This window comes from Micromonospora sp. HB375 (genome assembly GCF_017872985.1).
GTDB lineage: Bacteria > Actinomycetota > Actinomycetes > Mycobacteriales > Micromonosporaceae > Micromonospora > Micromonospora chalcea.
The window spans coordinates 3,327,543-3,351,016 of record NZ_JAGGJO010000001.1 but is presented as its reverse complement, the minus strand read 5'-3'; the positions used below and the strand labels follow the sequence as shown (position 1 = coordinate 3,351,016).

Annotated in this window: 25 protein-coding genes; 7 read left to right on the top strand and 18 right to left on the bottom strand. The window is 72.7% G+C overall.

All coding sequences use genetic code 11. The features are described from left to right. Nucleotides 1-9: 9 nt before the first annotated feature. A complete protein-coding gene (locus J3R08_RS15385; protein ID WP_064446096.1) occupies nt 10-708 on the bottom strand; it encodes a hypothetical protein in 699 nt (232 codons plus the stop codon). A 183-nt stretch (nt 709-891) separates the two neighbouring features. On the opposite strand from J3R08_RS15385, the gene J3R08_RS15380 reads away from it, so the two are divergent. Continuing rightward, nucleotides 892-1,776, top strand: coding sequence for an ABC transporter substrate-binding protein (locus J3R08_RS15380; protein WP_069089789.1), 885 nt, complete (start codon nt 892-894; stop codon nt 1,774-1,776). A 242-nt stretch (nt 1,777-2,018) separates the two neighbouring features. Here J3R08_RS15380 and tatC read toward each other — a convergent pair whose 3' ends face one another. The 5 genes from tatC to J3R08_RS15355 all read right to left on the bottom strand — a co-directional run bounded on the left by tatC (nt 2,019) and on the right by J3R08_RS15355 (nt 5,786). Then, nucleotides 2,019-2,972 (bottom strand): twin-arginine translocase subunit TatC, encoded by a 954-nt coding sequence (gene tatC, locus J3R08_RS15375; protein ID WP_043324366.1) that lies wholly within the window; start codon nt 2,970-2,972, stop codon nt 2,019-2,021. A gap of 21 nt (nt 2,973-2,993) precedes the next feature. Continuing rightward, nucleotides 2,994-3,308 carry a Sec-independent protein translocase subunit TatA gene (gene tatA, locus J3R08_RS15370; RefSeq protein WP_043324368.1) on the bottom strand — a complete coding sequence of 105 codons (315 nt, stop codon included), beginning with the start codon at nt 3,306-3,308 and terminating at the stop codon, nt 2,994-2,996. Nucleotides 3,309-3,524: 216 nt separating this feature from the next. Next, entirely contained in the window at nt 3,525-3,773 is a 249-nt protein-coding gene (locus J3R08_RS15365; protein WP_043324371.1) for a hypothetical protein, read from the bottom strand. A gap of 10 nt (nt 3,774-3,783) precedes the next feature. Further along, a complete protein-coding gene (locus J3R08_RS15360) occupies nt 3,784-4,791 on the bottom strand; it encodes a YafY family protein (protein ID WP_043324373.1) in 1,008 nt (335 codons plus the stop codon). After that, complete coding sequence (locus tag J3R08_RS15355; RefSeq protein ID WP_069089790.1) at nt 4,788-5,786, bottom strand: YafY family protein; 999 nt, start codon at nt 5,784-5,786, stop codon at nt 4,788-4,790. The genes J3R08_RS15360 and J3R08_RS15355 overlap by 4 nt, the downstream gene beginning before the upstream one ends. Before the next feature lie 104 nt (nt 5,787-5,890). On the opposite strand from J3R08_RS15355, the gene J3R08_RS15350 reads away from it, so the two are divergent. After that, nucleotides 5,891-6,880 carry a cation diffusion facilitator family transporter gene (locus J3R08_RS15350; protein WP_043324375.1) on the top strand — a complete coding sequence of 330 codons (990 nt, stop codon included), beginning with the start codon at nt 5,891-5,893 and terminating at the stop codon, nt 6,878-6,880. A 44-nt stretch (nt 6,881-6,924) separates the two neighbouring features. Continuing rightward, the gene (locus tag J3R08_RS15345) at nt 6,925-8,010 is read left to right on the top strand and encodes a DUF3866 family protein (RefSeq protein WP_209961708.1); all 1,086 of its coding nucleotides are present in this window, start codon (nt 6,925-6,927) and stop codon (nt 8,008-8,010) included. Between the two features lie 11 nt (nt 8,011-8,021). Here the strand turns inward: J3R08_RS15345 and J3R08_RS15340 are convergent, their stop codons facing one another. Beyond that, complete coding sequence (locus J3R08_RS15340) at nt 8,022-8,570, bottom strand: carboxymuconolactone decarboxylase family protein (RefSeq protein WP_064446506.1); 549 nt, start codon at nt 8,568-8,570, stop codon at nt 8,022-8,024. A gap of 239 nt (nt 8,571-8,809) precedes the next feature. On the opposite strand from J3R08_RS15340, the gene J3R08_RS15335 reads away from it, so the two are divergent. Continuing rightward, the gene (locus J3R08_RS15335; RefSeq protein ID WP_209961707.1) at nt 8,810-9,754 is read left to right on the top strand and encodes a hypothetical protein; all 945 of its coding nucleotides are present in this window, start codon (nt 8,810-8,812) and stop codon (nt 9,752-9,754) included. A 7-nt stretch (nt 9,755-9,761) separates the two neighbouring features. Here the strand turns inward: J3R08_RS15335 and J3R08_RS15330 are convergent, their stop codons facing one another. The 8 genes from J3R08_RS15330 to arc all read right to left on the bottom strand — a co-directional run bounded on the left by J3R08_RS15330 (nt 9,762) and on the right by arc (nt 17,650). Next, the gene (locus tag J3R08_RS15330; RefSeq protein WP_030504132.1) at nt 9,762-9,980 is read right to left on the bottom strand and encodes a hypothetical protein; all 219 of its coding nucleotides are present in this window, start codon (nt 9,978-9,980) and stop codon (nt 9,762-9,764) included. 62 nt (nt 9,981-10,042) lie between these two features. Continuing rightward, nucleotides 10,043-11,401 (bottom strand): Pup--protein ligase, encoded by a 1,359-nt coding sequence (gene pafA / locus J3R08_RS15325; protein WP_030504131.1) that lies wholly within the window; start codon nt 11,399-11,401, stop codon nt 10,043-10,045. A 148-nt stretch (nt 11,402-11,549) separates the two neighbouring features. Then, the gene (gene prcA, locus J3R08_RS15320) at nt 11,550-12,383 is read right to left on the bottom strand and encodes a proteasome subunit alpha (protein WP_113973697.1); all 834 of its coding nucleotides are present in this window, start codon (nt 12,381-12,383) and stop codon (nt 11,550-11,552) included. Between the two features lie 54 nt (nt 12,384-12,437). Continuing rightward, on the bottom strand, nt 12,438-13,277 hold the full coding sequence (gene prcB / locus J3R08_RS15315; protein WP_030504129.1) for a proteasome subunit beta: 840 nt from the start codon (nt 13,275-13,277) through the stop codon (nt 12,438-12,440). Then, nucleotides 13,196-13,678, bottom strand: a complete 483-nt coding sequence (locus J3R08_RS15310) for an endonuclease VII domain-containing protein (protein WP_104112475.1) — start codon at nt 13,676-13,678, stop codon at nt 13,196-13,198. The genes prcB and J3R08_RS15310 overlap by 82 nt, the downstream gene beginning before the upstream one ends. Before the next feature lie 191 nt (nt 13,679-13,869). Then, complete coding sequence (locus tag J3R08_RS15305; RefSeq protein ID WP_030504127.1) at nt 13,870-14,076, bottom strand: ubiquitin-like protein Pup; 207 nt, start codon at nt 14,074-14,076, stop codon at nt 13,870-13,872. A 107-nt stretch (nt 14,077-14,183) separates the two neighbouring features. Then, nucleotides 14,184-15,701 (bottom strand): depupylase/deamidase Dop, encoded by a 1,518-nt coding sequence (gene dop / locus J3R08_RS15300; RefSeq protein ID WP_036344014.1) that lies wholly within the window; start codon nt 15,699-15,701, stop codon nt 14,184-14,186. 167 nt (nt 15,702-15,868) lie between these two features. Further along, the gene (gene arc, locus J3R08_RS15295) at nt 15,869-17,650 is read right to left on the bottom strand and encodes a proteasome ATPase (RefSeq protein WP_043324384.1); all 1,782 of its coding nucleotides are present in this window, start codon (nt 17,648-17,650) and stop codon (nt 15,869-15,871) included. A 177-nt stretch (nt 17,651-17,827) separates the two neighbouring features. Between arc and J3R08_RS15290 the strand changes: the two genes are divergently transcribed. Then, nucleotides 17,828-18,121 (top strand): ferredoxin, encoded by a 294-nt coding sequence (locus tag J3R08_RS15290; RefSeq protein WP_043324386.1) that lies wholly within the window; start codon nt 17,828-17,830, stop codon nt 18,119-18,121. Nucleotides 18,122-18,182: 61 nt separating this feature from the next. Here J3R08_RS15290 and J3R08_RS15285 read toward each other — a convergent pair whose 3' ends face one another. From J3R08_RS15285 to J3R08_RS15275, 3 genes are all read right to left on the bottom strand, one after another. Further along, nucleotides 18,183-18,755 carry a hypothetical protein gene (locus J3R08_RS15285; protein ID WP_043330176.1) on the bottom strand — a complete coding sequence of 191 codons (573 nt, stop codon included), beginning with the start codon at nt 18,753-18,755 and terminating at the stop codon, nt 18,183-18,185. Between the two features lie 175 nt (nt 18,756-18,930). Further along, entirely contained in the window at nt 18,931-19,875 is a 945-nt protein-coding gene (locus J3R08_RS15280; RefSeq protein ID WP_043324388.1) for a tRNA (adenine-N1)-methyltransferase, read from the bottom strand. Beyond that, nucleotides 19,872-21,014 (bottom strand): M50 family metallopeptidase, encoded by a 1,143-nt coding sequence (locus J3R08_RS15275; RefSeq protein ID WP_369830130.1) that lies wholly within the window; start codon nt 21,012-21,014, stop codon nt 19,872-19,874. The genes J3R08_RS15280 and J3R08_RS15275 overlap by 4 nt, the downstream gene beginning before the upstream one ends. 118 nt (nt 21,015-21,132) lie before the next feature. Here J3R08_RS15275 and J3R08_RS15270 point away from each other — a divergent pair, with 118 nt between their 5' ends. Together J3R08_RS15270 and J3R08_RS15265 are read left to right on the top strand one after the other, a co-directional pair. Further along, a complete protein-coding gene (locus J3R08_RS15270; RefSeq protein ID WP_069089793.1) occupies nt 21,133-22,047 on the top strand; it encodes a PD-(D/E)XK nuclease family protein in 915 nt (304 codons plus the stop codon). 597 nt (nt 22,048-22,644) lie between these two features. Next, nucleotides 22,645-23,328 (top strand): response regulator transcription factor, encoded by a 684-nt coding sequence (locus J3R08_RS15265; protein ID WP_064446104.1) that lies wholly within the window; start codon nt 22,645-22,647, stop codon nt 23,326-23,328. The last annotated feature ends 146 nt before the right edge of the window (nt 23,329-23,474 follow it).

The following is a 23,474-nucleotide window of genomic DNA, read 5'->3' as shown; positions in this document are numbered from 1 at the left end:
GCGGCCGCCTCAGCGCACCACCAGCCGCTTGCTCACCGACGGCACGCCGTCGCCCTTGACCTTCAGCGACCAGTCCCCCGCCGCGCCGAGCGTCACCACCGTCTCGGCGGTGCCGTTGGCCTCCGCCTTCATCTCCGCGACCCGCTTGCCGTCGGGGTTGAGCACGTACAGCGTCCGGGCCCCGGCGGTCTTGTTCGTCACCTTGAACGCCAGCTTCTCGCCCGGCTCGGCGATCAGGGCGTCCACCCCGGTCATCGCGTCGTCGGTCAGCTCGATCGTCACCGACCGGTCGTAGGCCACCTCGGCTGCGGCGCTGGCCAGGTTGCCGTCGTCGGACACGGTGATCTTCGTACGCACGCCGTCGCCCTGCCGGCCGGGCTTGCAGGCCACCTCGTACGTGCCGGTCTGCAGCGAGGCCCGCAGGTCGCCGGTACGGCCCGCCGGCACGTCCGCCACCTCGGCGATCACCTTGGTGAAGGCGTCGCCCTCGCGGCCGTAGACGTAGACCCCGGTGGCCTGCTGACCCCGGTTGGTCACGGTGAACGTGACGGTGCCCGGGGTGAACAGCGTGGTGGTGACCTCACAACTGGTGTCGGTGGCGGTCACCGGCACCTGCTGGCCCTTCGGCGCGGGCTCGTCGTCACCGCAGGCGGTGAGCGCGGTGGCCGCGCAGAGGACGGTCAGGACGGCGGCGGTACGGCTCTTCATCGGGTTCTCCGGAGCGCAGGTCAGACGGACTGACCGGAACGGGGCGCCGACGCACCCCGGCACACCGCCCGGGGGGCTCGGCGGAGTCAGCAGAGTCTAAGCGCGTACGGCGTCGCGGCAAGGCCCGAGGGCGGCCCGATGTGCCGCGCACCGGGCGGTCCGCGGGACCGGCATGATGGCGGCATGCGGCTGGTCTCCCTGCTTCCCTCCGCCACCGAGATCGTGTACGCGCTGGGTCTCGGCGACGACCTGGTCGGCGTCACGTTCGAGTGCGAGGTGCCCCCGTCGTACCGGGCGGGCACCACTGTGGTCGTCGGCGGCCGGGACACCCGGGGCATGAGTCCCGGCGACATCGACGCCTACGTCAAGGCGCAGGTCGCGGCCGGGGCCGACCTGTACACGCTGCACGCCGGGGCGCTGGCCGGGCTGGACCCGGACCTGATCCTCACCCAGGACCTGTGCCGGGTCTGCGCGCTGCCCTCGGGCCGGGTCGCCGACGCGGTGGACCACCTCGGGTGCCGGGCGGAGGTGCTGTCGCTGGACCCGTACACCCTGGACGACGTGCTGGAGTCGATCCGCGCGGTGGGCGCGGCGGCCCGGGTGCCGGACCGCGCCGAGGCGCTTGTCGACGGCCTGCGCGGCCGGCTCGCGGCGGTCCGCGCGGCGGTGGCCGGCCGGCCCCGGCCCCGGGTCGCGGTGGTCGAATGGGTGGACCCGCCGTTCGGCGCCGGGCACTGGATTCCCGACCTGGTCGACGTGGCCGGCGGCGAGCCGGTGGGCACCCATCGCGGCGCCCGGTCCGGCCCGACCACCTGGGACGCCCTGCGGGCCGCCCGCCCCGACGTGGTGCTGGTCGCGCCGTGCGGCTTCCGTCTCGACGGCGCGGCCGAGCAGGCCGCCGGCGTGGCCGGGCACTTCCCCGGCGCGCAGGTGTGGGCGCTGGACGCGGACGGCCTGATCGTGCGCGCCGGCCCGCGCCTGGTCGACGGCGCCGAGACCATAGCCGCCATCCTCCACCCCGACGCGCTCCCCGCCGCCGCTCCCAACGCAGCCCGCCGCATCACCTGACCCCCCGGCCCCGGCCCGGCCCCGGCCCCGGCCCCGGCGATCTTGCACTTCCTGCCCGGGCAAAGTGCGGAAACCGGTCATCCGAGGGGCAGCAAGTCCATGATCAACGTGAGGGCGGGCCGTCGCGCGGGCATCGAGTTCAAGGTCGGCGGAGGGCACTCGGCGCGGCGGCGAGGGGCGGCTGCGGAAACGCGGACGCCGCCCCCGTGCGATGGGGACGGCGTCCGGGTGAGCGGGGTCGGTCAGGTCATGTCGTCGTAGCGGCGTTCGATCGGCTTCGGGGCGACGACGGGCTCGGGCGCCCCGATCGGCTCGGACGCCTCGATCCGGCCCCCGGCGGGCACCGGCTCGGTCGACAGGTCCAGCGGTGACACCTCGTCGTCGGCGATGCCGGCGTAGACCTCACGCCCGCGACCGCGCCGCTTGTCGTTGATGAACGCCACCCCCACCGCGGCGAAGTAGAGCGCGCAGAGGCAGATCGCCAGCGCGGTCATGCCGAACGGGTCGGGCGTCGGCGTGACTACGGCGGAGAACGCGAAGAACACGAACACCGCCACCCGCCACCAGCTGAGCAGCCGCTTGGCGCTGGCCAGGCCGACGAAGTTGAGCATCAGCACGATCAGCGGGAACTCGAACGCCACCCCGAACAGCAGGATCAGGTTCGTGACGAACCCGACGTAGCGGGTGATGTCGAGAGTGGTGGTCACGTCGCCGCCGCCGGAGACGTTGAGCAGGAACTCCAGGCCCTTGGACGTGACGAAGTACGCCAGCACCGCGCCGGCCGCGAACAGCGGGGCCGCCAGCGCGGTGAAGAAGTACGCGTACCGCCGCTCGTGCCGGTGCAGGCCGGGCGCGATGAACGCCCAGAGCTGGTAGAGCCAGATCGGCGCGGCGATGATCAGGCCGACCCAGAGGGCCACCTTCATCTGCAGCAGGAACAGGTCGGCGGGACCGAGCTGGACGAAGTTGCAGTTGCCGTCGATCAACCGCGCCTTGGGCAGGTCGCAGTAGGGCTTCTGCAGGATGTGCAGCACCGGCCCGGACAGCCAGACGCCGAAGCCGAAGCCGACCAGGATCGCCAGCGACGCGCGGAACAGCCGGTTGCGCAGCTCACGGATGTGCTCCATGAGCGTCATCGAGCCGTCGGCGGCCCGCGCGAAGTTGCTCGGGCCGCGCTTCTTCAACCCGAAGGCCACGGTGGTTGGGGCCCTCTCGGATCAGTTCTCGCGGACGCGCTGCACCGGGTCGGCCGGCGGCGCGACCGGCTGCTGCGGCTGCGGCGTGTACGGCTGCTGCTGCGCGTACGGCTGCCCCTGCACCGGCTGCTGCGGCGGGAGCGGCTGGTAGCCGGCCTGCGCGTCCGCCTTCTCGGCGAGGTTACGGTCGTCGTCCTGCAGGCTCTTGGTCTCGGCCTTGATGATCCGCAGGGATCGGCCCAGCGAGCGGGCCGCGTCGGGGAGCCGCTTCGCGCCGAACAGCAGGATCAGCACGACCACGAGTACGGCGATGTGCCACGGCTTGAGGGCACCCATGGGAAGCTCCAGTCGCTCTGTGTCGGTGAGGGTGGGTCGCCGCCCATCGTACGTGCGTCGCAGCGGCTTGCCACCCCGGTGGGCCTGCTGGTGCGGGCCCGATCGGTGAAGTTTCGACCAACCCGAAGTGTCCCGTCAACCGTCCAGGTCCGCGCATTTCTGCGCGCAACCGCCCGGTTACGCGCAAACGACGCTCACCGGGCCGGGGGCCCTCGATCAGTCGCCGCGCTTGGCCTTGATCAACGTCATCCGCTCCTGCGCGACGACGATCCGTTCCTGGAGCGACTCGGCCCGCGCCTGCAGCTGTTCGGCGGCGGTCCGCAGCGACTCCGCCTCGGCCGCCCGGCGCTGCAACGCCAGCGCGGAACGGCGCAGCCCGGACAGGCGGCTCACCACCGGACGGACCGCCAGCGCCAGGACGACAAGCGCGAACAGCACGACTCCGAGCACGATCCACTTCACCACGGCGGTCAGCCTATCGGGTGACGCCGGCGGCCGCCGGGTCGGCGGTGCCGGCCGGGGTCGCGTACGCGTCGAGCGCGGCCACGGCCTGGGCGCGTACCTGCTCGGCCAGCTCGGCCGGGGCGACCACCGTCACCTCCGGGCCCAGCCCGAGCACGAACCGCCGGGCCCACCCGAGGTCGGTGACGCGCAGCGACACCAGCCACTGCTCGCCGTCGGCCTCGACGCGCTCGCACGGATAGTATTCGGTGATCCACCGCTCGCCCCGGCCGATCCGCAGCGTGATCAGCGGCAGGTCGGCCGACGGGCGGAACACGCCGTCACTGAGGTCGTGCGGGCGGGCCTGCGGCGGCACGACCGCCTGCTCCGGCAGCTCGGCCACCGCGTCGATCCGGTCGGCCCGGAACAGCCGCACCGCCTCGGCACGGCGGCACCACGCCTCCACGTACGCCCGGCCGCCGACCATCAGCATCCGCAGCGGGTCGATGGTGCGCTCGGTGGTCTCGTCCCGCGCCGCGGTGTAGTAGGTGATCCGCAGCGCCCGGCCGCGCTCGACGGCGGCGCGCAGCTCGCGTACCCGGGCGCTGTCGCCGGGCAGGCGGACCTCCACCGGCGCGCCGGCCAGGTCACCGGCGGCGTTCTCGATCTTGGCGAGCGCCCGCTCGACCGCCTCCCGGTTGGCCACCCCGGGCGTCTCGGCGATCATCCGCAACGCCACCACCAGGGCCAGCGCCTCGTCGGGGGTGAGCCGCAGCGGCCGGTCGATGCCGGCGTCGTAGGTGATGGTGACCCGGTCGCCGTCGAACGCCATGTCGATCAGGTCACCGGGGCCGTAGCCGGGCAGCCCGCACACCCAGAGCAGTTCCAGGTCCTCCCGGAGCTGCTTCTCGGTCACCCCGAGGTCGTGCGCCGCCTCGGCGATCTCGATGCCGGGGCGGGCCAGCAGGTAGGGCACCAGGTTGAGCAGCCGGGCCAGCCGGTCGGCGGAGGCACGGCCGGCGCGGGCCGCCGGGCGGGTCACCGGGCACCCCCGGCGGTCGCCAGCTCGTCGTGCCGGGCGGCGACCTCCTTCAGCCGCTGGATGACCGCCTCCCGTACCTCCGGTGGCTCCAGGACCCGCACGTCCGGGCCGTACCCGACGATCTGGCCGGCGAGGTAGTCGGCGTCGGCGTACGGCAGCACCAGCCGGTCGCCGTCCGGGCCGGCCTGGCACTCCACCGCCCAGCGGCGCAGCCCGGCGGCGCGGCCCGGAGTGGCCAGCACCGTGGCCCGGCCGGTGCGCTCCACCGGCCCGGACCAGCGGGCCACGTGGCTGATCAGGTCGACGCCGACGGGCGGCTCGTAGGCGCCCGGCTCGCCGGTCGCCCGGACCGTGCCGACCACCCGGGACAGCCGGAAGCAGCGGGTCGCCGCGCGGTCCAGGTCGTGACCGACGACGTACCACCGGCCGCGCCAGCAGACCACCCCCCACGGCTGGAGGCGGCGCCGGGTGGGCGCGTCCCGGTCCGGCACCCGGTAGTCGAAGCTGACCTCGCGGCGGTCCCGCGCAGCGGCGGTCAGCGGCGCGAACGCCGGGTCGACCGTGACCATGGGCTCCAGGCCGAGCGTGGCCTGCGGGTCCACGTCGATGCCGGCGGCGCGCAGCTTCGCCAGCCCGGACGACGCGGCAGCGGCCAGCCCGGCGTGCTGCCACAGCCGCGCGGCGATGCCCACCGCCGCGGCCTCGTCCGGTTCGAGCGGGATGTCGGGCAGCGCGTAGGCGCGCGGCGCGATCCGGTAGCCCGGCTCGGCGTCGAAGACGCTCGCCGTGCCGGTCTCCAGCGGCACGCCCAGCTCACGCAGCTCGGCCTTGTCGCGCTCGAACTTGCGCTGGAACGCCTCGTGGTCCTTGGCGTCGTCCGGGTCGTGCTCGTAGCCGGGCACGGTCGCGGCGATCTGCGCGGCGGTCAGGAAGCGTCGCGTCGACAGCAGGCAGATCACCAGGTTGACCAGGCGTTCGGTACGGGTCCGGGACACGTGCAAACGCTAGCAGCCCGCGCATGGCGCGCGGGCACCCGCGCGGCGCGGCGCGGAGGTGTTCCCGACCGGCGACGGGCATCGACCGGTCATAGGGTGAGCGCATGGTGGAAGCGGAGGTCAAGACCGAGAGCGTCGGCACGGTCGTGGTGGCCGGCGCGGCGAACCTCGCCATCGCCGTCGCCAAGCTGGTCGCGGGCCTGATCTCCGGCTCCGCGGCGATGCTCTCCGAGGCCGCCCACTCGCTCGCCGACACCACCACCGAGGTGCTGCTCTATCTGGCGCTGCGCCGGGGCGCGCGGCCCGCCGACACCCGGCACCCCTTCGGGTACGGCAAGGAGAGCTACGTCTGGGCGTTCCTCGCCGCGCTGTTCACCTTCGTCGCCGGGGCCGGCTTCGCCATCACCCACGGCGTCACCACCATCCTGGTGCACGAGCACAGCGGCGAGTACCTCGTCGCGTACGTGGTGCTGGCGGTCTCGTTCGCCATCGAGTCGGTGTCGCTGGCCCGGGCGGTGCGGCAGGTGCGCGGCGAGTCGCGCCGCTGGGGCACCACCCCTCGCCGCTACCTGCGCCTGACCGCCGACACCACGGTCAAGGCGGTCTTCCTGGAGGACAGCGCCGCGCTGGTCGGCCTGCTGATCGCCGCCGCCGGGCTCACCCTGTCCCACCTCACCGGCGACGAGCTGTACGACGGGATCGCCTCGATCCTCATCGGCGTGCTGCTGCTCGTGGTCGCCGTCGTGCTGGCCCGCAGCAACATCTCGCTGCTGGTCGGCCGTTCGGTCTCCGACCGGCTGCACCGGCGCATCGAACGGGAGCTCGCGGACGTGCCGACCGTGGACCGGATCGACACGCTGATGACCATGTTCCTCGGCCCCGACGACATCCTCGTCGCCGCCAAGGTCGACTTCCACGACGACGCCACCGGCGCCGACATCGAGGCCGCCGCCGACGAGGCCGAACGCCGGCTCACCGGGCGCTTCCCGGAGATCGCGTACGTCTTCCTCGACCCCACCCGCTCCCGCACGGCCGGGCGGCCCGCCCGCACCACCCAGGACGAGACGGGTCGCCCGCTCGACGGCGACACCTGACCCGCCCCCGGCCCGCCCGCACCCCGGCCGATACCGTGCACCGCATGGTGCGATGGCGGTCCGGCACGGTCACGGCGGTACGGCGACGGTGGTCCGGCGCCGTCGAACTCGACGTCGACCTGCCCGACGGCGTCCGGATGCGCGCCCTGGCCTACCCGGCGCTGGTCGGCGAGCCGGAGCCCGGCGACCGGGTGCTGCTCAACGCCGGGGCGCTGCTGATGGGCCTCGGCACCGGCGGCTACGCGCTGGTCGTCGCGCTGCCCGACCGGCTGCCCGCCGACCCGCCGCAGGCCGGCGACAGCCGCGACGCCGGGCACCTGGTCAAGGCCCGCTACACGCCGCTGCAGCCGATCCTGCTGGGCGTGGACGAGGAGGCGTCGCCGCACCACGAACTGCTCGCCGCCGCCGAGTCGGTCGACGGCATGCCGGTGGTCACCGCCGACCTGCACTCCGCGCTGCCGGCGATCCTGGCCGGGGTACGCGCCGACGCGCCCGACGCCCGGGTCGCGTACGTGCTCACCGACGGCGGGGCGCTGCCCGCCTGGTTCTCCCGCACCCTGGCCGGCCTGGCCGGTCACCTCGTGGGCACGGTGAGCGTGGGCCAGGCGTTCGGCGGCGACCTGGAGGCGAGCACGCTGCACAGCGGCCTGCTCGCCGCCCGGCACGTACTCGGCGCGGACCTGACGATCGTCGCCCAGGGCCCCGGCAACCTCGGCACCGGAACCCGCTGGGGCTTCTCCGGCGTCGCCGTCGGCGAAGCCGTCAACGCGGTCGCCACGCTGGGCGGGCGCCCGGTCGGCTCGCTGCGCATCTCCGACGCCGACGCCCGGCCCCGGCACCGTGGCGTCTCCCACCACAGCCTGACCGCGTACGGCCAGGTCGCGCTGGCCCCCGCGGAGCTGGTGGTGCCGGACGGCCTCGACCCCGCCCTCGCGGCGGAGGTCGCCGCGGCGCTCGCGCCGCTGGCCGACCGGCACACGATCGTCACAGTGCCCACCGACGGCCTCGACGCGGCTCTGCGGGCCGGCCCGGTCGGCCTGTCCACGATGGGCCGGGGCCTGGACGCCGACCACGCCTACTTCCTGGCCGCCGCTGCCGCCGGCCGCCACGCGGCCCGCCTGCTGGGCTGAGCCCGCCGCCCTCAGATCGCCAGGTAGCCGTTCGCGACCAGGTGGTCGGCGGCCCGCGCGAACACCTCGGGATCCTGCGGCGTCCACGTGCCCAGCCCGTCGACGTAGCGGTTGAACATGCAGAACGCCGCCGCGATCAGCACCGTGTCGTGGATCTCCAGGTCGGTGGCGCCCGCCGCGCGGGCCGCCTCCACCAGCTCGGTGGTGACCTCCCGGCCGCTGCGCCGGACCGCGGCGGCGATGTGCAGCAGGGCCCGCAGCTTCGCGCCGACCGGCGCGGTCGCCACGTCCGCGCGCACCCGGTCGACGAACTCCATCCCCGTGGGCAGCTGCGCGGCGGCGAACGCCGCGTGTGACGAACAGCAGAAGTCGCAGTCGTTGAGGCCGGAGACGTACGCCGCGATCAGCTCCCGCTCCCCCGGCGTCAAGGTGGGATGCGGAGCGCGCAACAGCACCTCCGCCAGCTCGCCCAGCGGCTTCGCCGTCTCCGGACGGAACCGCAGCGGCCCCTGGATGCCCGGATAGGCCTTCTCGTCCAGCCCGAGATCGATGTGTGCGATGACGTCACGCTCCCCTGTCCGTGCCGGCCCGGTCACGCCGGCGGCCCGCCGTCCAGAGTGCCGCCACCCCCGCCGCCCGGGCCAGACACCGGAGACAGGTCAGCATGATCGAAGAACCAGGGCCCCACGCGGCCTCCCCATACTGTCCGGGAAATCGACTCCGGCCATCCCGTCACCGCCGTCCGCGCCAGGCAGCCGCGCGGGAAACGCGGCTGGCCGCCGTTAGGAGGCGACCCCCCATGGCACTGCGACAACTCCCGAACGCGGCCCCCGACGCCAGGATCTCCACCCACCGCCCGCCGCATCCCCTCCGACTCGCCCTGATCAGCGCGGCAGCCGGCGTGCTGCTGGCCGTCCTGTGGTCCTTCGAGCTCGTCGACAAGGTCATCGGCGACAACGTCGCCAACACCGTGCTCGGCCACGACGCCAAGGAGACCGCCATCACCGGCGCCGTCGCCGGGATGCTCTTCGCCTTCGTCTCCGGCTTCGCCGGCACCTTCACCGCCTGCAACATCGCCGTGGCGGCCTCGGTCGGGCCGATGAGCCAGGTCTCCGGCGCCGACCCCGCCAGCGGCACCCGGTCCGCGCTGCGCGCCCTGCTGCGCCCGGTCGGCTGGCTCGCGCTCGGCATGGTCGTCGTCTCGGCCGCCTACGGCATCATCGGCGTCCTGCTCGGCGACCGGCTGCCCCAGCTGTCCACCGAGACGGTCGGCACCGTCCCGGTACGCCTCATCCAGTCCTCGGTCGTCTTCGGCGTCATCGGACTCGCCCTCACCTACCTCGGGCTCGCCGCGCTCAAGCTCGTGCCGGACATCTTCGCGCACCGGCCCGTCGCCCGGGTGATCACCATCGGCGCGCTCGTCGGCGGGTTCCTCGTCGGCCGCCCCTACCCGATGTTCAACAAGCTGTTCCACTGGGCCGTCGACACCGGCAACCCGCTCTACGGGGCGCTGGCGTTCACGCTGCAGTCCCTCGGGAACATCCTGCTCGTCACGGCCGTCTTCGCCCTGGCCGTGGCGATCAGCCGCGGACGCTTCCTCGCCTGGATGGCGGACCCCCGCCGCGCCGCCGCCGTCACCGGAGCGCTGCTCGTCGCGCTCGGCGTCTTCACCGTCATCTACTGGGACATCCGGGTGCCGGCCATGTTCGGCTTCGGCTGGTTCCCCCGGATGCCGTACAACTGAGCCGAACTCAGCCGAGCAGCAGGATCAACGCCAGCCATCCGCCGACGATCAGCACCAGCGCCGCCGCCAGCACCCACGTCGGGACCGTGTAGTCACCGCGCCGGTTGCGCTCGATCTCGGCCCGGATCTTCTCCCGGCGGCGATCGATCCAGTTGAGCTTCTCGCCGCCGTCGCGGCCGGAGGACGTCTCACGGTCGGGGCGACCGGCGGATTCGGAAGTGTTCATCGCGACGACAGCCTACCCGTGCCACGGGCGGCCGGTGCCGGGCACCGGCCGCCCGTGGGCGGTCACATGCTGGCGATCAGGCGCTCCACCCGCTCGTCGTAGGCCCGGAACGGGTCCTTGCACAGCACCGTGCGCTGCGCCTGGTCGTTCAGCTTCAGGTGCACCCAGTCCACCGTGAAGTCACGCCGCTTCTCCTGGGCGTGCCGGATGAACTCGCCGCGCAGCCGCGCCCGGGTGGTCTGCGGCGGCGTCTCCTTCGCCTCGAAGATCTCCGGGTCCGTGGCCACCCGGTCCACCTCGCGGCGACGCTCCAGCAGCCCGTACAGGCCGCGCCCACGCCGCAGGTCGTGGTACGCCAGATCCATCTGCGCCACCCGCGGGTGCGACAGCGGCAGGTCGTGCTTGCGCTGGTACCGCTCGATCAGCTTCAGCTTCGTGACCCAGTCGATCTCCCGGGCCACCGGGTCCAGATCGCCGGTCTCGACCGCGCGCAGCACCCGCCCCCACAGATCGACCACCCGCTTCGCGGTCTGGTCACCGCCCCGGCGCTCCACGAACTCCGTCGCCTTGGCCAGGTATTCCTGCTGGATCTCCAGCGCCGAGACCTCCTTGCCGGCCGCCAGCCGCACCTTGCGCCGGCCGGTGATGTCGTGCGACACCTCGCGGATCGCCCGGATCGGGTTCTCCAGCGTGAGGTCCCGCATCACCACGCCCGCCTCGATCATCCGCAGCACGATGTCGGCGGTGCCGACCTTCAGCAGCGTGGTGACCTCGTTCATGTTCGAGTCACCGACGATCACGTGCAGCCGGCGGTACCGCTCCGCGTCCGCGTGCGGCTCGTCCCGGGTGTTGATGATCGGCCGGCTGCGGGTGGTCGCCGACGAGACGCCCTCCCAGATGTGCTCGGCCCGCTGCGACAGGCAGTAGACCGCGCCGCGCGGCGTCTGCAGCACCTTGCCCGCGCCGCAGATCAACTGCCGGGTGACCAGGAACGGGATGAGCACGTCGGCGAGCCGGCCGAACTCGCCGTGCCGGGACACCAGGTAGTTCTCGTGGCAGCCGTACGAGTTGCCGGCCGAGTCGGTGTTGTTCTTGAACAGGTAGATCTCACCCGCGATGCCCTCGTCGTGCAGCCGCTTCTCCGCGTCGACGAGCAGCCCCTCCAGGATCCGCTCACCGGCCCGGTCGTGCGCCACCAGGTCGGTCACCGAGTCGCACTCCGGCGTCGCGTACTCCGGGTGCGAGCCCACGTCCAGATAGAGACGGGCGCCGTTGCGCAGGAACACGTTGCTCGACCGGCCCCACGACACCACCCGCCGGAACAGGTACCGCGCGACCTCGTCGGGGGACAGTCGGCGTTGCCCGCGATAGGTGCAGGTGACGCCGTACTCGGTTTCGAGGCCGAAGATTCGCCGCTCCATGATGAGACATTAGCCGCCCGGAGCCTCCGATGGGCATCGCCGACGCTCACCGCTTGCGATCTCCCCCGCGCGGACCGCAAAGCCGGCGGCCTCCCGTACGCGAAAGACCCCGCCACCGCGACGCGGCGACGGGGTCAGTGCGCAGGTGTCACTCGGCGGGCTTGTCCTCCGCGTTGCCCTCCAGATCGGCCGAGCCCGCCGACGTGGTCGGCTTCTTCGCTTCCTCCGTGGGCACTGTTGGCGTCTTCGCCTGGCCCGGCGCCGGGGCGACGTCCCCCTCGGCCTCGCCGTTCAGCAGCGCGGTCAGCGCCGCGCCGGTGACCCGCCGGAACGTACGCCCCACCCGGCGCCGGTCCAGGACCGCCACCTCCAGCTGGTTCGCGGCGATCGTGCGGGCCGCGCCGCCCTCGCCGCCGACGCTGCTCAGCGCCTTCATGGCGGCGCGGACCGCCTCCGACAGCGACATCTCCGGCCGGTGCTCGTTCTTCAGCACCCCGCTGATCGCCTCGGCCTGGCCGCCCATCGCCATCCGGCCCGGCTCGTCGTTCACCGAACCGTCGTAGGTCACCCGGTAGAGGGAGTCGTCCTCGGGCGTGGCGCCCACCTCGGCCACGCAGATCTCCACCTCGAACGGCTTCGACTGCTCGGTGAAGATCGCGCCAAGCGTCTGCGCGTACGCGTTCGCCAGGGCCAGGCCGGTCACGTCCCGCCGGTCGTAGCTCAGGCCGTTGAGGTCGGCCATCCGCACGCCCGCGCGACGCAGGTTCTCGAACTCGTTGTACCGGCCGACGGCGGCGAAGCCGATCCGGTCGTAGATCTCGCTGACCTTGTGCAGCGTGCTGGACAGGTTCTCGGCGACGAAGAGCACCCCGCCGGCGTAGCTCAGGACCACCGCGCTGCGGCCCCGGGCGATGCCCTTGCGGGCCAGCTCGGAGCGGTCGCGCATGATCTGCTCGGGCGAGGCGTAGAACTGCATGGCCACGGCGGCGGTTCTCCTTCTGCGGGACTGCTGACTCGGTGGACGGTGGGATCGGCCTCAGCCGCCGGGGTTCTCCATCCGGCCGGCCACCACGCTCTCCGCGATCGCCGCCGTCTCGGCGTCGGTGAGCCGGTGCGTGCCCTCGGCGGTCGCGGTCATCACGACCGGGTAGATCCGCCGGGTCAGGTCCGGGCCGCCGGTGGCGGTGTCGTCGTCCGCCGCGTCGTAGAGCGCCTCGACCGCCAGCCGCGTCGCGTCCTCGACCGACAGGCCGGTCCGGAACCGCTTCTTCAGCGCCGACTTGGCGAACAGCGAGCCGGAGCCGATCGCGTCGTAGCCGGTCTCCTCGTACGGGCCGCCGGTCACGTCGAAGCTGAAGATCCGCCCGGCCCGCGCCGGGTCGCTCGCCGCCAGGTCGAAACCGGCGAACAGCGGGACCACGGCCAGGCCCTGCATGGCCGCGCCCAGGTTGCCGCGGATCATCGAGGCGAGCCGGTTGGCCTTGCCGTCGAGCGAGAGCATCGCGCCCTCGATCTTCTCGTAGTGCTCCAGCTCCACCTGGAACAGTCGCATCAGCTCGATGCCGATGCCCGCGGTGCCCGCGATGCCGACCAGCGAGTACGCGTCGGCCGGGTGCACCTTCTCGATGTCGCGCTGGGCGATCAGGTTGCCCATCGTGGCGCGCCGGTCGCCGGCCATGACCACGCCACCGGCGGCCGAGATAGCCACGATGGTGGTCGCGTGCGGCGCCATGTCGGCGGCCATGCCGGGCGGCAGCGGCCGACGGCCGGGCAGCATCTCGGGGGCCACCTTGCTCAGGAACGCTGTGAAGGAGGACGTCCCCGCGTTGGTGAACACATCTGGAAGACGCCCGGATGGATCAAAACCCGCTGCCACGTGGTTCCTCTCAGGTACGTGATCGCCCTGGCCAGGACTTCGGCGTTGTCCTTGAACTGGCCAAGACCACCGTTGCAGTTGAAGCAGAGTATCCCGCGCACCCATCCGGTGCGATGATCGTGGTCCAGATGTTCCGGATCGGGGCGCCGGCAGATCGCGCACACGCCGCCCTGCTCGGTCAGGAGCTCCTGGAACTCCTTCTCCCCGACCCCGTAGCGGCGGCGCAGGTGGTACTCGCGATTGCCGCCGTAGAGTCGCTGCTTCGTCTCGTTACCGCGGGCGATGTGGCACGGCTTGCAGTAGCTGTGCCGACCGCTGGCGTTGGTCGTTCGGGGGAAATCGTCAACGGGCTTGATCTGCTCGCAGTCGGGGCACCACTTGAGGCCGTCGGCTACCGGCACGGCAGCCCTTCGCTGCGGCGCGATGCCACGTTTCCGGCGACTCGCCTCTGAGCGAGCAGCGGCACACGTCTTGCAGTAGAACGCCAGCCCGTCTGGACGACGCCGATTACGGTGGAACGCCGACGCGGGAAGCGAGCGGCGGCACTGGGGGCAAAGCTTGTCCGAAGCCTCAGGCAAATCGGACATAGGCCTCATTGACCCCCCTTCTGCACATATCCCCTCACGAACTCCTCTGCGTTCTCCTCCAGGACGGAGTCGATCTCGTCGAGCAGGTCGTCCACGTCCTCGGTGATCTCGGCGTGCCGCTCGGCCACCTCGGGGTTCGCCTCCGCGGTGACCTCGTCGACCTCCTCGCGGGACTTGCCGGACTGGGTCTGCCCACCCTCTTGGGTCGCCATGGTGGTGCCTCCTCCACGATCGCCTGCGATCAACTTACCTCGCGGGAGCGACGAAAGGCCCGCCGCGCGCCCGGTTCCGGCACCCGACGGGCCTTCCGGCATCCGGGTCACCCGCCGGTGAGCGTCTCCAGCAGATCCTTGGCGCTCTCGCAGCGGTCGAACAGCTCACCGACGTGCGCCCGGGTGCCCCGCTCGGGTTCCATCATCGGCACCCGCACCAGCGACTCCCGGCCCACGTCGAAGATGACCGAGTCCCAGCTCGCGGCGACCACCTCGGAGGCGTACTGCGCCAGGCAGCGGCCCCGGAAGTAGGCCCGGGTGTCCTCCGGCGGCTCGGTCATCGCGGTGCGGGTCTGCTCGTCGCTGAGCATCGTCTTCATCGAGCCACGCTGCACCAGGCGGTGGTAGAGGCCCTTCTCCGGCCGCACGTCGGAGTACTGCAGGTCGACCAGCTGCAGCTTGTGCGAGCCCCAGCCGAGCTTCTCCCGCTCCCGGTAGCCCTCCAGCAGCCGCAGCTTCGCCACCCAGTCCAGCTCGTCTGCGCACTCGAACGCGTCGCGGCCGAGCCGGTCCAACACGCTCTCCCAGCGGCGCAGCACGTCGGCGGTCTGCGCGTCCACGTCCTTGCCGTAGCGGTCGTCCACGAAGGAGCTGACCCGTTCCAGGTACGCCCACTGCACGTCCAGCGCGGTGAGCTTGCGGCCGTCGCGCATCCGCATCAGGTGCTTCAGCGACGGGTCGTGGCTGACCGCGCGCAGCTCCCCCACCGGGTCGGCGATGCCCAGGTCCGCGCCGAGCGCCTTCTCCTCGATCATGGTGAGGATCAGCGCGGTGGTGCCGACCTTGAGGAACGTGGAGATCTCGGAGAGGTTGGCGTCGCCGATGATGACGTGCAGCCGGCGGTACTTGTCGGCGTCGGCGTGCGGCTCGTCGCGGGTGTTGATGATGGGCCGCTTGAGCGTCGTCTCCAGCCCCACCTCGACCTCGAAGAAGTCGGCCCGCTGGGAGATCTGGAAACCGGTCTGGCCGCCGTCCTGGCCGATGCCGACCCGCCCGGCGCCGCAGACGATCTGCCGGGTGACGAAGAACGGCGTCAGGTACGCCACGATGTCGGCGAACGGCGTCTGCCGGCGCATCAGGTAGTTCTCGTGCGCGCCGTAGCTGGCGCCCTTGTTGTCGGTGTTGTTCTTGTACAGGTGGATCGGCTGGGTGCCCGGGATGGTCGCGGCCCGCCGGGCCGCCTCGGCCATCACCCGCTCCCCCGCCTTGTCCCACCGGACCACGTCGAGGGGGTTGGTCACCTCGGGCGTGGAGTATTCCGGGTGGGCGTGGTCGACGTAGAGCCGCGCGCCGTTGGTGAGTATGACGTTGGCGAGGCCGAGGTCCTCGTCGGCGAGCGCCTCGGCCGGGTCGTACGCGGCGCCGGAGTAGGTGAACCCGCGCGCGTCGCGCAGTGGCGACTCCTCCTCGTAGTCCCAGCGGGCCCGGCCGCCCCGGTTGAGTTCCGGCCGCGCCCCGTAGGCGTTTACCACCTGGGAGGAGGTGACCATCGGGTTGGCTCCGGCCTGACCGGGCACGGAGATGCCGTACTCGACCTCGGTGCCCATGATCCTTCTGACGCTCATCGACCTGCCCGCTCCCGCTCGCCGTCCCGGTCCCCGTCATGTCGAGCGTAGTCGGCGTGACGCGCCGAGGGGGCGTGGCGGCAGCGCCGGGTCCGGTGTGGCGGCTTCCCTGCGTACGCGCGAAGGCCCGTGGCGGGTGCGCCACGGGCCTTCGTCGCAGGGTCGGACTACAGGTACTGGCCGGTGTTGCTGGCGGTCTCGATGGACCGTCCGGCCTCGGCGCCCTTGCCGCCGGAGACGAGCGTGCGGATGTAGACGATCCGCTCGCCCTTCTTGCCGGAGATGCGCGCCCAGTCGTCGGGGTTGGTGGTGTTGGGCAGGTCCTCGTTCTCCCGGAACTCGTCGACGCAGGCGTCGAGCAGGTGCTGCAGGCGCAGCCCCTTGCGGCCGGAGGTGAGGAACTCCTTGATGGCCATCTTCTTGCCCCGGTCGACGATGTTCTGGATCATCGCGCCGGAGTTGAAGTCCTTGAAGTAGAGGACTTCCTTGTCGCCGTTGGCGTAGGTGACCTCGAGGAAGCGGTTCTCCTCGGTCTCGGAGTACATCCGCAGGACCACCGCGTCGATCATCGCCGCGACGGTGGCCTGGGCGTCGCCGCCGTGTTCGGCCAGGTCGTCGGCGTGCAGCGGCAGGCCGGCGAGGATGTACTTGGAGAAGATGTCCTTCGCCGCCTCGGCGTCCGGCCGCTCGATCTTGATCTTCACGTCGAGCCGGCCGGGACGCAGGATCGCCGGGTCGATCATGTCTTCCCGGTTGGAGGCGCCGATGACGATGACGTTCTCCAGGCCCTCCACGCCGTCGATCTCGCTGAGCAACTGCGGGACGATGGTGTTCTCCACGTCCGAGGAGACGCCGGAGCCGCGGGTGCGGAACACGGAGTCCATCTCGTCGAAGAACACGATCACCGGAGTGCCCTCACCGGCCTTCTCCCGCGCCCGCTGGAAGATCAGCCGGATGTGCCGCTCGGTCTCGCCGACGTACTTGTTGAGCAGCTCCGGGCCCTTGATGTTGAGGAAGAAGCTGGTGTGCCGCTCCTTGCCCTCCCGCTCGGCGATCTTCTTGGCCAGCGAGTTGGCCACCGCCTTGGCGATCAGCGTCTTACCGCAGCCGGGCGGACCGTAGAGCAGGATGCCCTTCGGCGGCCGGAGCTGGTGCTCACGGAACAGGTCGGAGTGCAGGAAGGGCAGCTCCACCGCGTCGCGGATCTGCTCGATCTGCGCCTGGAGGCCACCGATGTCCTCGTAGTTGACGTCGGGCACCTCCTCCAGGACCAGTTCCTCGACCTCGCTCTTCGGGATCCGCTCGTAGGCGTACGCCGAGCGGGGCTCGATCATGAGCGAGTCGCCGGCCCGGATCGCGCTGCCGATCAGGGTCTCGGCGAGGTGCACGATCCGCTCCTCGTCGGAGTGCGACACCACGAGCGCCCGGTCACCCGGCGCGCCGTCCGGGCCCGCCAGGATCTCCTTGAGCATCACGACCTCGCCGACCCGCTCGAAACCGAACGCGTCGACGATGTTGAGCGCGTCGTTGAGCAGGACCTCCTGGCCACGGCGCAGCTCGTCGGCCTCCAGCGACGGCGAGACCGCCACCCGGAGCTTGCGCCCGCCGGTGAACACGTCCACCGTGCCGTCGTCGTGCTTGGCCAGGAAGACGCCGTAGCCACTCGGTGGCTGGGCGAGCCGGTCGATCTCCTCCTTGAGCGTCACGATCTGCGCGCGAGCCTCCTTGAGGGTGCTTACGAGCCGTTCGTTGTTCTCGGTCAGCCGCGCCAACTGGGCCTGGGTGGCCGCCAGCCGCTCTTCGAGCTGCCGGACGTGTCGAGGGCTTTCGGTCAACTTGCGCCGCACCAGAGCGAGTTCCTCTTGCAGGAACGCGACCTGCGTGGAGAGATCGTGGGCTTCCTTTTCCCACCGTGCGGCGCGCGAGTCCGCGTCGTCGCTGCGTGCCACGTCCCACCTCCCCGGGGGGCTTGAACGTTCTGACCTAACACTAGCCGCTATGAGCCCGATTCGGTCCACAGCAACGCGCTCGTCACCGAAGCTTGATCGCGAAGGGCTGGTCGCGGGGTGGGTACGGGCGTTCGGGTACCGTCGGAGCGTGGGACGGGAGAACATGGGGGGTGCTTCGTGACCGACGTCGCGACCGACCAGTTGCAGGTCTGGGTCGACCAGGACCTCTGCACCGGTGACGGGCTCTGCGTGCAGTACGCGCCGGAGGTCTTCGAGTTCGACGTCGACGGCCTGGCGTACGTCAAGGGCCCCGACGGCGAGCTGCGGCAGGCCCCGGGCGCCCGGGTGGACGTGCCGGAGCACCTGCGCCTCGAGGTGATCGACTCGGCGAAGGAGTGCCCGGGCGAGTGCATCCACGTGGTGCGCGGCAGCGACGGCGTGGAGGTGGCCGGCCCGGAGGCCGACGACTGAGGCCCGGACAGCTGCACGGCGGGCCGGGGACCACACGTCCCCGGCCCGCCGTTCGTCCGCCTCAGAGCAGGGGCCGGCCGACCACCGAGGCGACCAGTCGGGCGAACTCCTCCAGCCGGGCGATCTGCCCCGCCCCGCCGTCGTCGAGGGTCTTGCCGAAACGCAGCGCGTCGTGCCGGGGCGCGCCCGCCACCTCGTCGCTGGGCGGCGCCTCGTCCAGGGAGCTGAGCAGCAGGTACACGTCGATGCTGTCGACCCGTACGGTGCCGTTCTCGGCCCGCATGAGCCGCCGCCGGCAGCCGACCTCGGTGACGGTGGACAGCGGCACCACCCGCAGCGACGAGGTCATCGCGCCGGGCGGCCCCTCCCCCGGTGGCACGTCCTCGCCGTGCCAGAGCACCAGCCGGCTGCCGTCGCAGACGACGACCTCCTGCCACACGCCGTTCACCTCGTTGACGAACCGTTCCAGCGTGAAGCCGAGCACGGAGGCGCCGCGCAGCACGCCGTCGAGCGCCTCCAGCGCGATGTCCGGGTCGCGCAGGTACGCGCGGGCGGCCGACTCCAGGTCGGTGTAGGGCGACCAGTCCGGGAAGACGGCGGGCAGGTCACCGTTGCCGTAGCCGGGGTTGCTCACGCCGCCTCCCACCGGGCCGCGCCGCCGTGCTGCCACCGGTCCAGGTCACCGGCACGGGCGCGCCGCCCGACGCGCGCCCCGATCCGCTCGCTCATGCCACCGTCTCCACCCGCTCAGGTGTCGTGCCCACCGGCACACATGATCCGCCCGTACGCGCGCGCCCGCGCGTCGGGGGTCAGGACTCCTGCGGCTCCTGCTCCGCGCGGGCCGCGGCGGCGGCGCGCAGGGCGTCGCGGCGCTGCGCGTACGCCTCGGCGCCCTTGCTGGGCTTGCGGCGGCGCGGCGGCGCGGTGACCCCGGGGGCGAGCTTGCGGGCGGAGACCAGGAACGCGGTGTGGGCGATCATCCGGTGGTCCGGGCGGACCGCCAGCCCTTCGGCGTGCCAGTCGCGCACCAGCGACTCCCAGGCGCGCGGCTCGGTCCAGCCGCCACGCTCGCGCAGCGCCTCGACCAGCTCGGACAGCTGCGGCGTGGTGGCCACGTAGCCGATCAGCACGCCGCCGGGCACCAGCGCCCGCTCGACCATGTCGAGCATCTCCCACGGCGTCAGCATGTCCAGGATGATCCGGTCGAAACCGGTCTCGGCGCAGTCGGCGACGTCGCCGACGTGCAGGTTCCAGGCCGGGTGCGGGCCGTTGAAGAACGCCTCCACGTTGCGGCGGGCGATCTGGGCGAAGTCGTCGCGCAGCTCGAACGAGTGCAGCTCGCCCTCGGTGCCGACGGCCCGCAGCAGCGAGCAGGACAGCGCGCCGGACCCGGCGCCGGCCTCCAGCACCTTGGCGCCGGGGAAGATGTCGCCCATGGCGACGATCTGCGCCGAGTCCTTCGGGTAGATCACCTGGGCGCCCCGCGGCATGGAGAGCACGTAGTCCGACAGCAGCGGCCGCAGCGCCAGGAACGCGGTGCCGCCGCCGGCGGTGGTGACCACGCTGCCGTCGGGCAGGCCGATCAGGGTGTCGTGCTTGAGGATCCCCCGGTGGGTGTGGAACTCCTTGCCGGGCTCCAGCGTCACGGTGTGCATCCGGCCCTTGGGGTCGGTCAGCTGGACCCGGTCGCCCGGCCGGAACGGCCCGCGGTGGACCGGGGGCAACGCCGGGACGGTGGAGATCTCTACGGTCACGTGTTCGTCTTCCGTTTGGGTTCCAGGAGCTGGGCGAGATCCGCGATATGCAGCACGCCGACCACATCTTCGCCTGCCGTCACGACGTACTGCGCGCCCGGGTGGGTGCGTACGGTCTCCAGGACCCGCTCGCCGTCCGCGCCGACCGGCAGGGCCGGCACCGCGGACAGGTCGCGGGCCACCTCGTCCACCGCGACCCACGGCCTCCGTTCCGGGGGTACGGCGGCGGCGCGCGCCGGGTCGACCACAGCGACGGTACGGCCGGCGGAGTCGATGACGCCCAGCGCCGCGTGCGGGGTGGCCGCCTCGTCGCGGCGGCGCTGGGCCTCGGCCAGCGGCGTGCCGGTGGGCACCGGCAGCAGCGGGCGGGCCAGCCGGGCCAGGTCGACCAGGTGCAGGCGCCGGCCGATACGGGCCAGCCGGATGGACTGGCCGGCGCCGCGCCACAGCGTCAGTGCGACGAGCAGCAGCAGCGGCAGGGCCAGCGGGGCCAGCGCCCGGCGCATGGTGAGCACCACGACCAGCGCCAGCGTGCCCAGCGCGACGGCCCGGCCGACCCAGCCGGCCACCTCGGTGCCGCGGTGCCGGTCGCGGGTGAGCGCCCACACCGCGGCGCGCAGCGCCCGCCCGCCGTCCAGCGGCAGACCGGGCAGGCTGTTGAAGATCGCCACCACGACGTTGCTGACCGCGAGCTGGAAGGCGAGCTGGTGGCCGAGCGTGCCGGCGGGCAACGCGAGGGTGGCGGCGACCGCGCCGGCGCCGAGTACGGCGGACACGGCCGGCCCGGCCAGCGAGATCAGCAGCTCGATCCGCGGCGTGGGTGCGTCGCGGTCCATCTCGGTGTACCCGCCGAGCAGTTCCAGCGTGATCCCGCGCACACCGATGCCGTAGCGGCGGGCGGTCAGCGCGTGGCCCAGCTCGTGCAGCAGCACCGAGCCGAGCAGCGAGACCACGAAGCCGAACCCGACCAGGTAGCCGCCGAGCGGGCCGAGGTCGAGCTGGCGGCGGGCCAGCGCCGCGTACAGCACCGTGACGACGACGGTGAGCAGCAGCATCGAGGCGTCGACGCGCAGCGGCACCCCGAGCACCCGGCCGAGGCTGAGCCCCGGCCGGCGGGGTCCTCGGCTCCGCTGCTGCACCGGCCCGATGCTACGTGAGCGTGCGCGGCGGGCCGCCGCGGTCACTGAGAGGGAGATCCGATCATGCTCCGGTGCGGCGACGGTGGCGGTGTCACAGGCGTGGCCTAACCTTCCGGGCATGACGGCGGAACCGATGATCGACAGCCACGGCGACCAGACGGCACCGGCGCCGGTCACGGTGCGGGCGTCGCTGTCGCCGTCCCGGGCGGCCGACTTCAAGACCTGCCCGCTGCTCTACCGGTTCCGCAGCATCGACCGGCTGCCCGAGCGGCCGACTGTCGAGCAGGCCCGGGGCACGCTCGTGCACGCCGTGCTGGAGCGGCTGTTCGACCTTCCGGCCGCCGCCCGCACCCCGGAGTCGGCCGGTGATCTGGTCGCGCCGCAGTGGGACCGGCTGGTCACCGAGGAGCCGGAGCTGGCCTCGCTGTTCGCCGACGGCGACACCACCGGTCCGCAGGAGTTCCTCCGGTCGGCGACGGCGCTGCTGGACGGCTACTTCGCGGTGGAGGACCCACGCCGGCTGGAGCCGGCCGAGCGGGAGGCGCTGATCTCCGCGGTGGTGGACGACGAACTGCTCATCCGGGGCTACCTCGACCGCCTCGACGTGGCGCCCGACGGCGCGCTGCGAGTGGTCGACTACAAGACCGGCGGCGCGCCGCGCGAGGCGTTCGAGGCGCGGGCGCTGTTCCAGCTCAAGTTCTACGCCCTGGTGCTGTGGCGCACCCGGGGCGTGGTGCCGCGGGTGCTGCGCCTGCTCTACCTCAAGGACGCCGAGGTCTGCGACTACGCCCCCGACGCCGACGAGCTGGTGCGCTTCGAGCGCACAGTGGTGGCGCTGTGGCGGGCGATCGAGCAGGCCACCGCCCGGCAGGACTTCCGGCCCCGCCCGAGCCGCCTGTGCGACTGGTGCAGCCACCAGGCGCTGTGCCCGAGCTACGGCGGCACGCCGCCGCCGTTCCCGGTGGCCGCCGCCGCGCCCGACCCGCTGGTGGACGCCCGCTCCCGCCCGGTGGCGCCCGGCGCCGACGAGTAACCTCCGCTCCCGCCCGAAGGTGCCCGGGCTGACGCCTGGCCGGACCCGTCCCGGACCGGCGGGCTTTTCCGCGCCGGGCCGGCGCGCAGCGCGCCCGCGATCCCGCGACGCGGCACGGCGCGGAGCGCGTCCAATCCCGATGCGGACCCGGCGCGCGGAGCGTCATGGGAGTGGGCCGACCACACCGAGTTGGCCTGCTCGATGGTGGCCGAACTGACCGCCCGCCCCCGCCGCCGGCCCTTCCGGTCGGTGATGACCGGGCACACGGGCCACTTCGGCGAGGTGGCGGGGTCGACGGGGGTGGGATGCAGCCACCTCGGCGAAGTGGAGTCGATCATGCGTGCGGGCATGCGCCAGCAGCCGGGACGGGCTCGCCGAGCGGGCGCGCGGCGCTCCCCGGTCCGGGCGAGTCCGGCCCAGGTCACCGCAGCGCACGGAGCCCGGCCAACCTGCGGGATCGGGGCGGCCTGATCGGCGACCGCGCGACCGGTGACCTCTACGGTGGTTACCGCGGCCCGGCTCACGCCGGGCGGATCGCGCGCGTGCCGGCGCCGACGGGTCCCGGCCGGACCGCCGCCCGGACGACGAGGGGGACGCATGACCGACGGCGCCGTGTCCCGGCCGGTGCGGGTTCTGCTCGCCGACGACCAGCCGCTGCTGCGTACCGGATTCCGGATGGTGCTGGGCGCGGAGGACGACCTGGACGTGGTGGGTGAGGCCGGCGACGGCGCGGAGGCGGTGGACCTGGCGCGGCGGCTGCTGCCCGACGTGGTGCTGATGGACATCCGGATGCCGCGGATGGACGGGGTGACCGCGACGCGCGCGATCGTGTCCGCGCGGCTACCGGTGCGGGTGCTGGTGCTCACCACGTTCGAGCAGGACGAACACGTCGTCGGGGCGCTGCGGGCCGGCGCCAGCGGGTTCCTGACTAAGGATGTGCCGGCTGAGGACCTGGTCGCGGCGATCCGCACGGTGGCGGCCGGGGACGCGGCGATGTCTCCGCGCATCCTGCGCCGGCTGCTGGACCGCTTCGCCGAGCTGCTGCCCGATCCGGCCGCCGCGCCGGCGCGGGCGCTGGACCCGCTGACCGACCGGGAGCGGGAGGTGCTCACCCACATGGCGCGCGGTCTGTCCAACGCGGAGATCGCCCGGGTGCTGTCGGTCAGCGAGACGACTGTGAAAACCCATGTCGGGCACGTGCTGACGAAGCTACGGTTGCGCGACCGGGTCCAGGCGGTCGTGCTCGCGTACGAGACGGGTCTGGTTCGTCCGGGGCGGTGAGGTGGCGCGGGTCACCTACCGTGACCAGCGGCGGGGCTGATGTGTTGACCATCACGCCGGGTGAGGCTCTAGCGTCGGCGTCGCCTGCCGGTCAGGGGTCACCCTGAGCCCGGATGGGGGTCGACCCTCACCGGAAGATCGGCACG

Excerpts from the sequence above, each read along its gene's own strand:
- J3R08_RS15265 (WP_064446104.1), top strand. The coding sequence starts at position 22,645 with ATGACCGACGGCGCCGTGTCCCGGCCGGTGCGGGTTCTGCTCGCCGAC.
- J3R08_RS15335 (WP_209961707.1), top strand. The coding sequence starts at position 8,810 with ATGGCACTGCGACAACTCCCGAACGCGGCCCCCGACGCCAGGATCTCC.
- J3R08_RS15305 (WP_030504127.1), bottom strand. The coding sequence starts at position 14,076 with ATGGCGACCCAAGAGGGTGGGCAGACCCAGTCCGGCAAGTCCCGCGAG.
- J3R08_RS15330 (WP_030504132.1), bottom strand. The coding sequence starts at position 9,980 with ATGAACACTTCCGAATCCGCCGGTCGCCCCGACCGTGAGACGTCCTCC.
- J3R08_RS15350 (WP_043324375.1), top strand. The coding sequence starts at position 5,891 with ATGGTGGAAGCGGAGGTCAAGACCGAGAGCGTCGGCACGGTCGTGGTG.
- dop (WP_036344014.1), bottom strand. The coding sequence starts at position 15,701 with ATGAGCGTCAGAAGGATCATGGGCACCGAGGTCGAGTACGGCATCTCC.
- J3R08_RS15270 (WP_069089793.1), top strand. The coding sequence starts at position 21,133 with ATGACGGCGGAACCGATGATCGACAGCCACGGCGACCAGACGGCACCG.
- J3R08_RS15345 (WP_209961708.1), top strand. The coding sequence starts at position 6,925 with ATGGTGCGATGGCGGTCCGGCACGGTCACGGCGGTACGGCGACGGTGG.
- J3R08_RS15380 (WP_069089789.1), top strand. The coding sequence starts at position 892 with ATGCGGCTGGTCTCCCTGCTTCCCTCCGCCACCGAGATCGTGTACGCG.
- tatA (WP_043324368.1), bottom strand. The coding sequence starts at position 3,308 with ATGGGTGCCCTCAAGCCGTGGCACATCGCCGTACTCGTGGTCGTGCTG.
- pafA (WP_030504131.1), bottom strand. The coding sequence starts at position 11,401 with ATGGAGCGGCGAATCTTCGGCCTCGAAACCGAGTACGGCGTCACCTGC.
- J3R08_RS15385 (WP_064446096.1), bottom strand. The coding sequence starts at position 708 with ATGAAGAGCCGTACCGCCGCCGTCCTGACCGTCCTCTGCGCGGCCACC.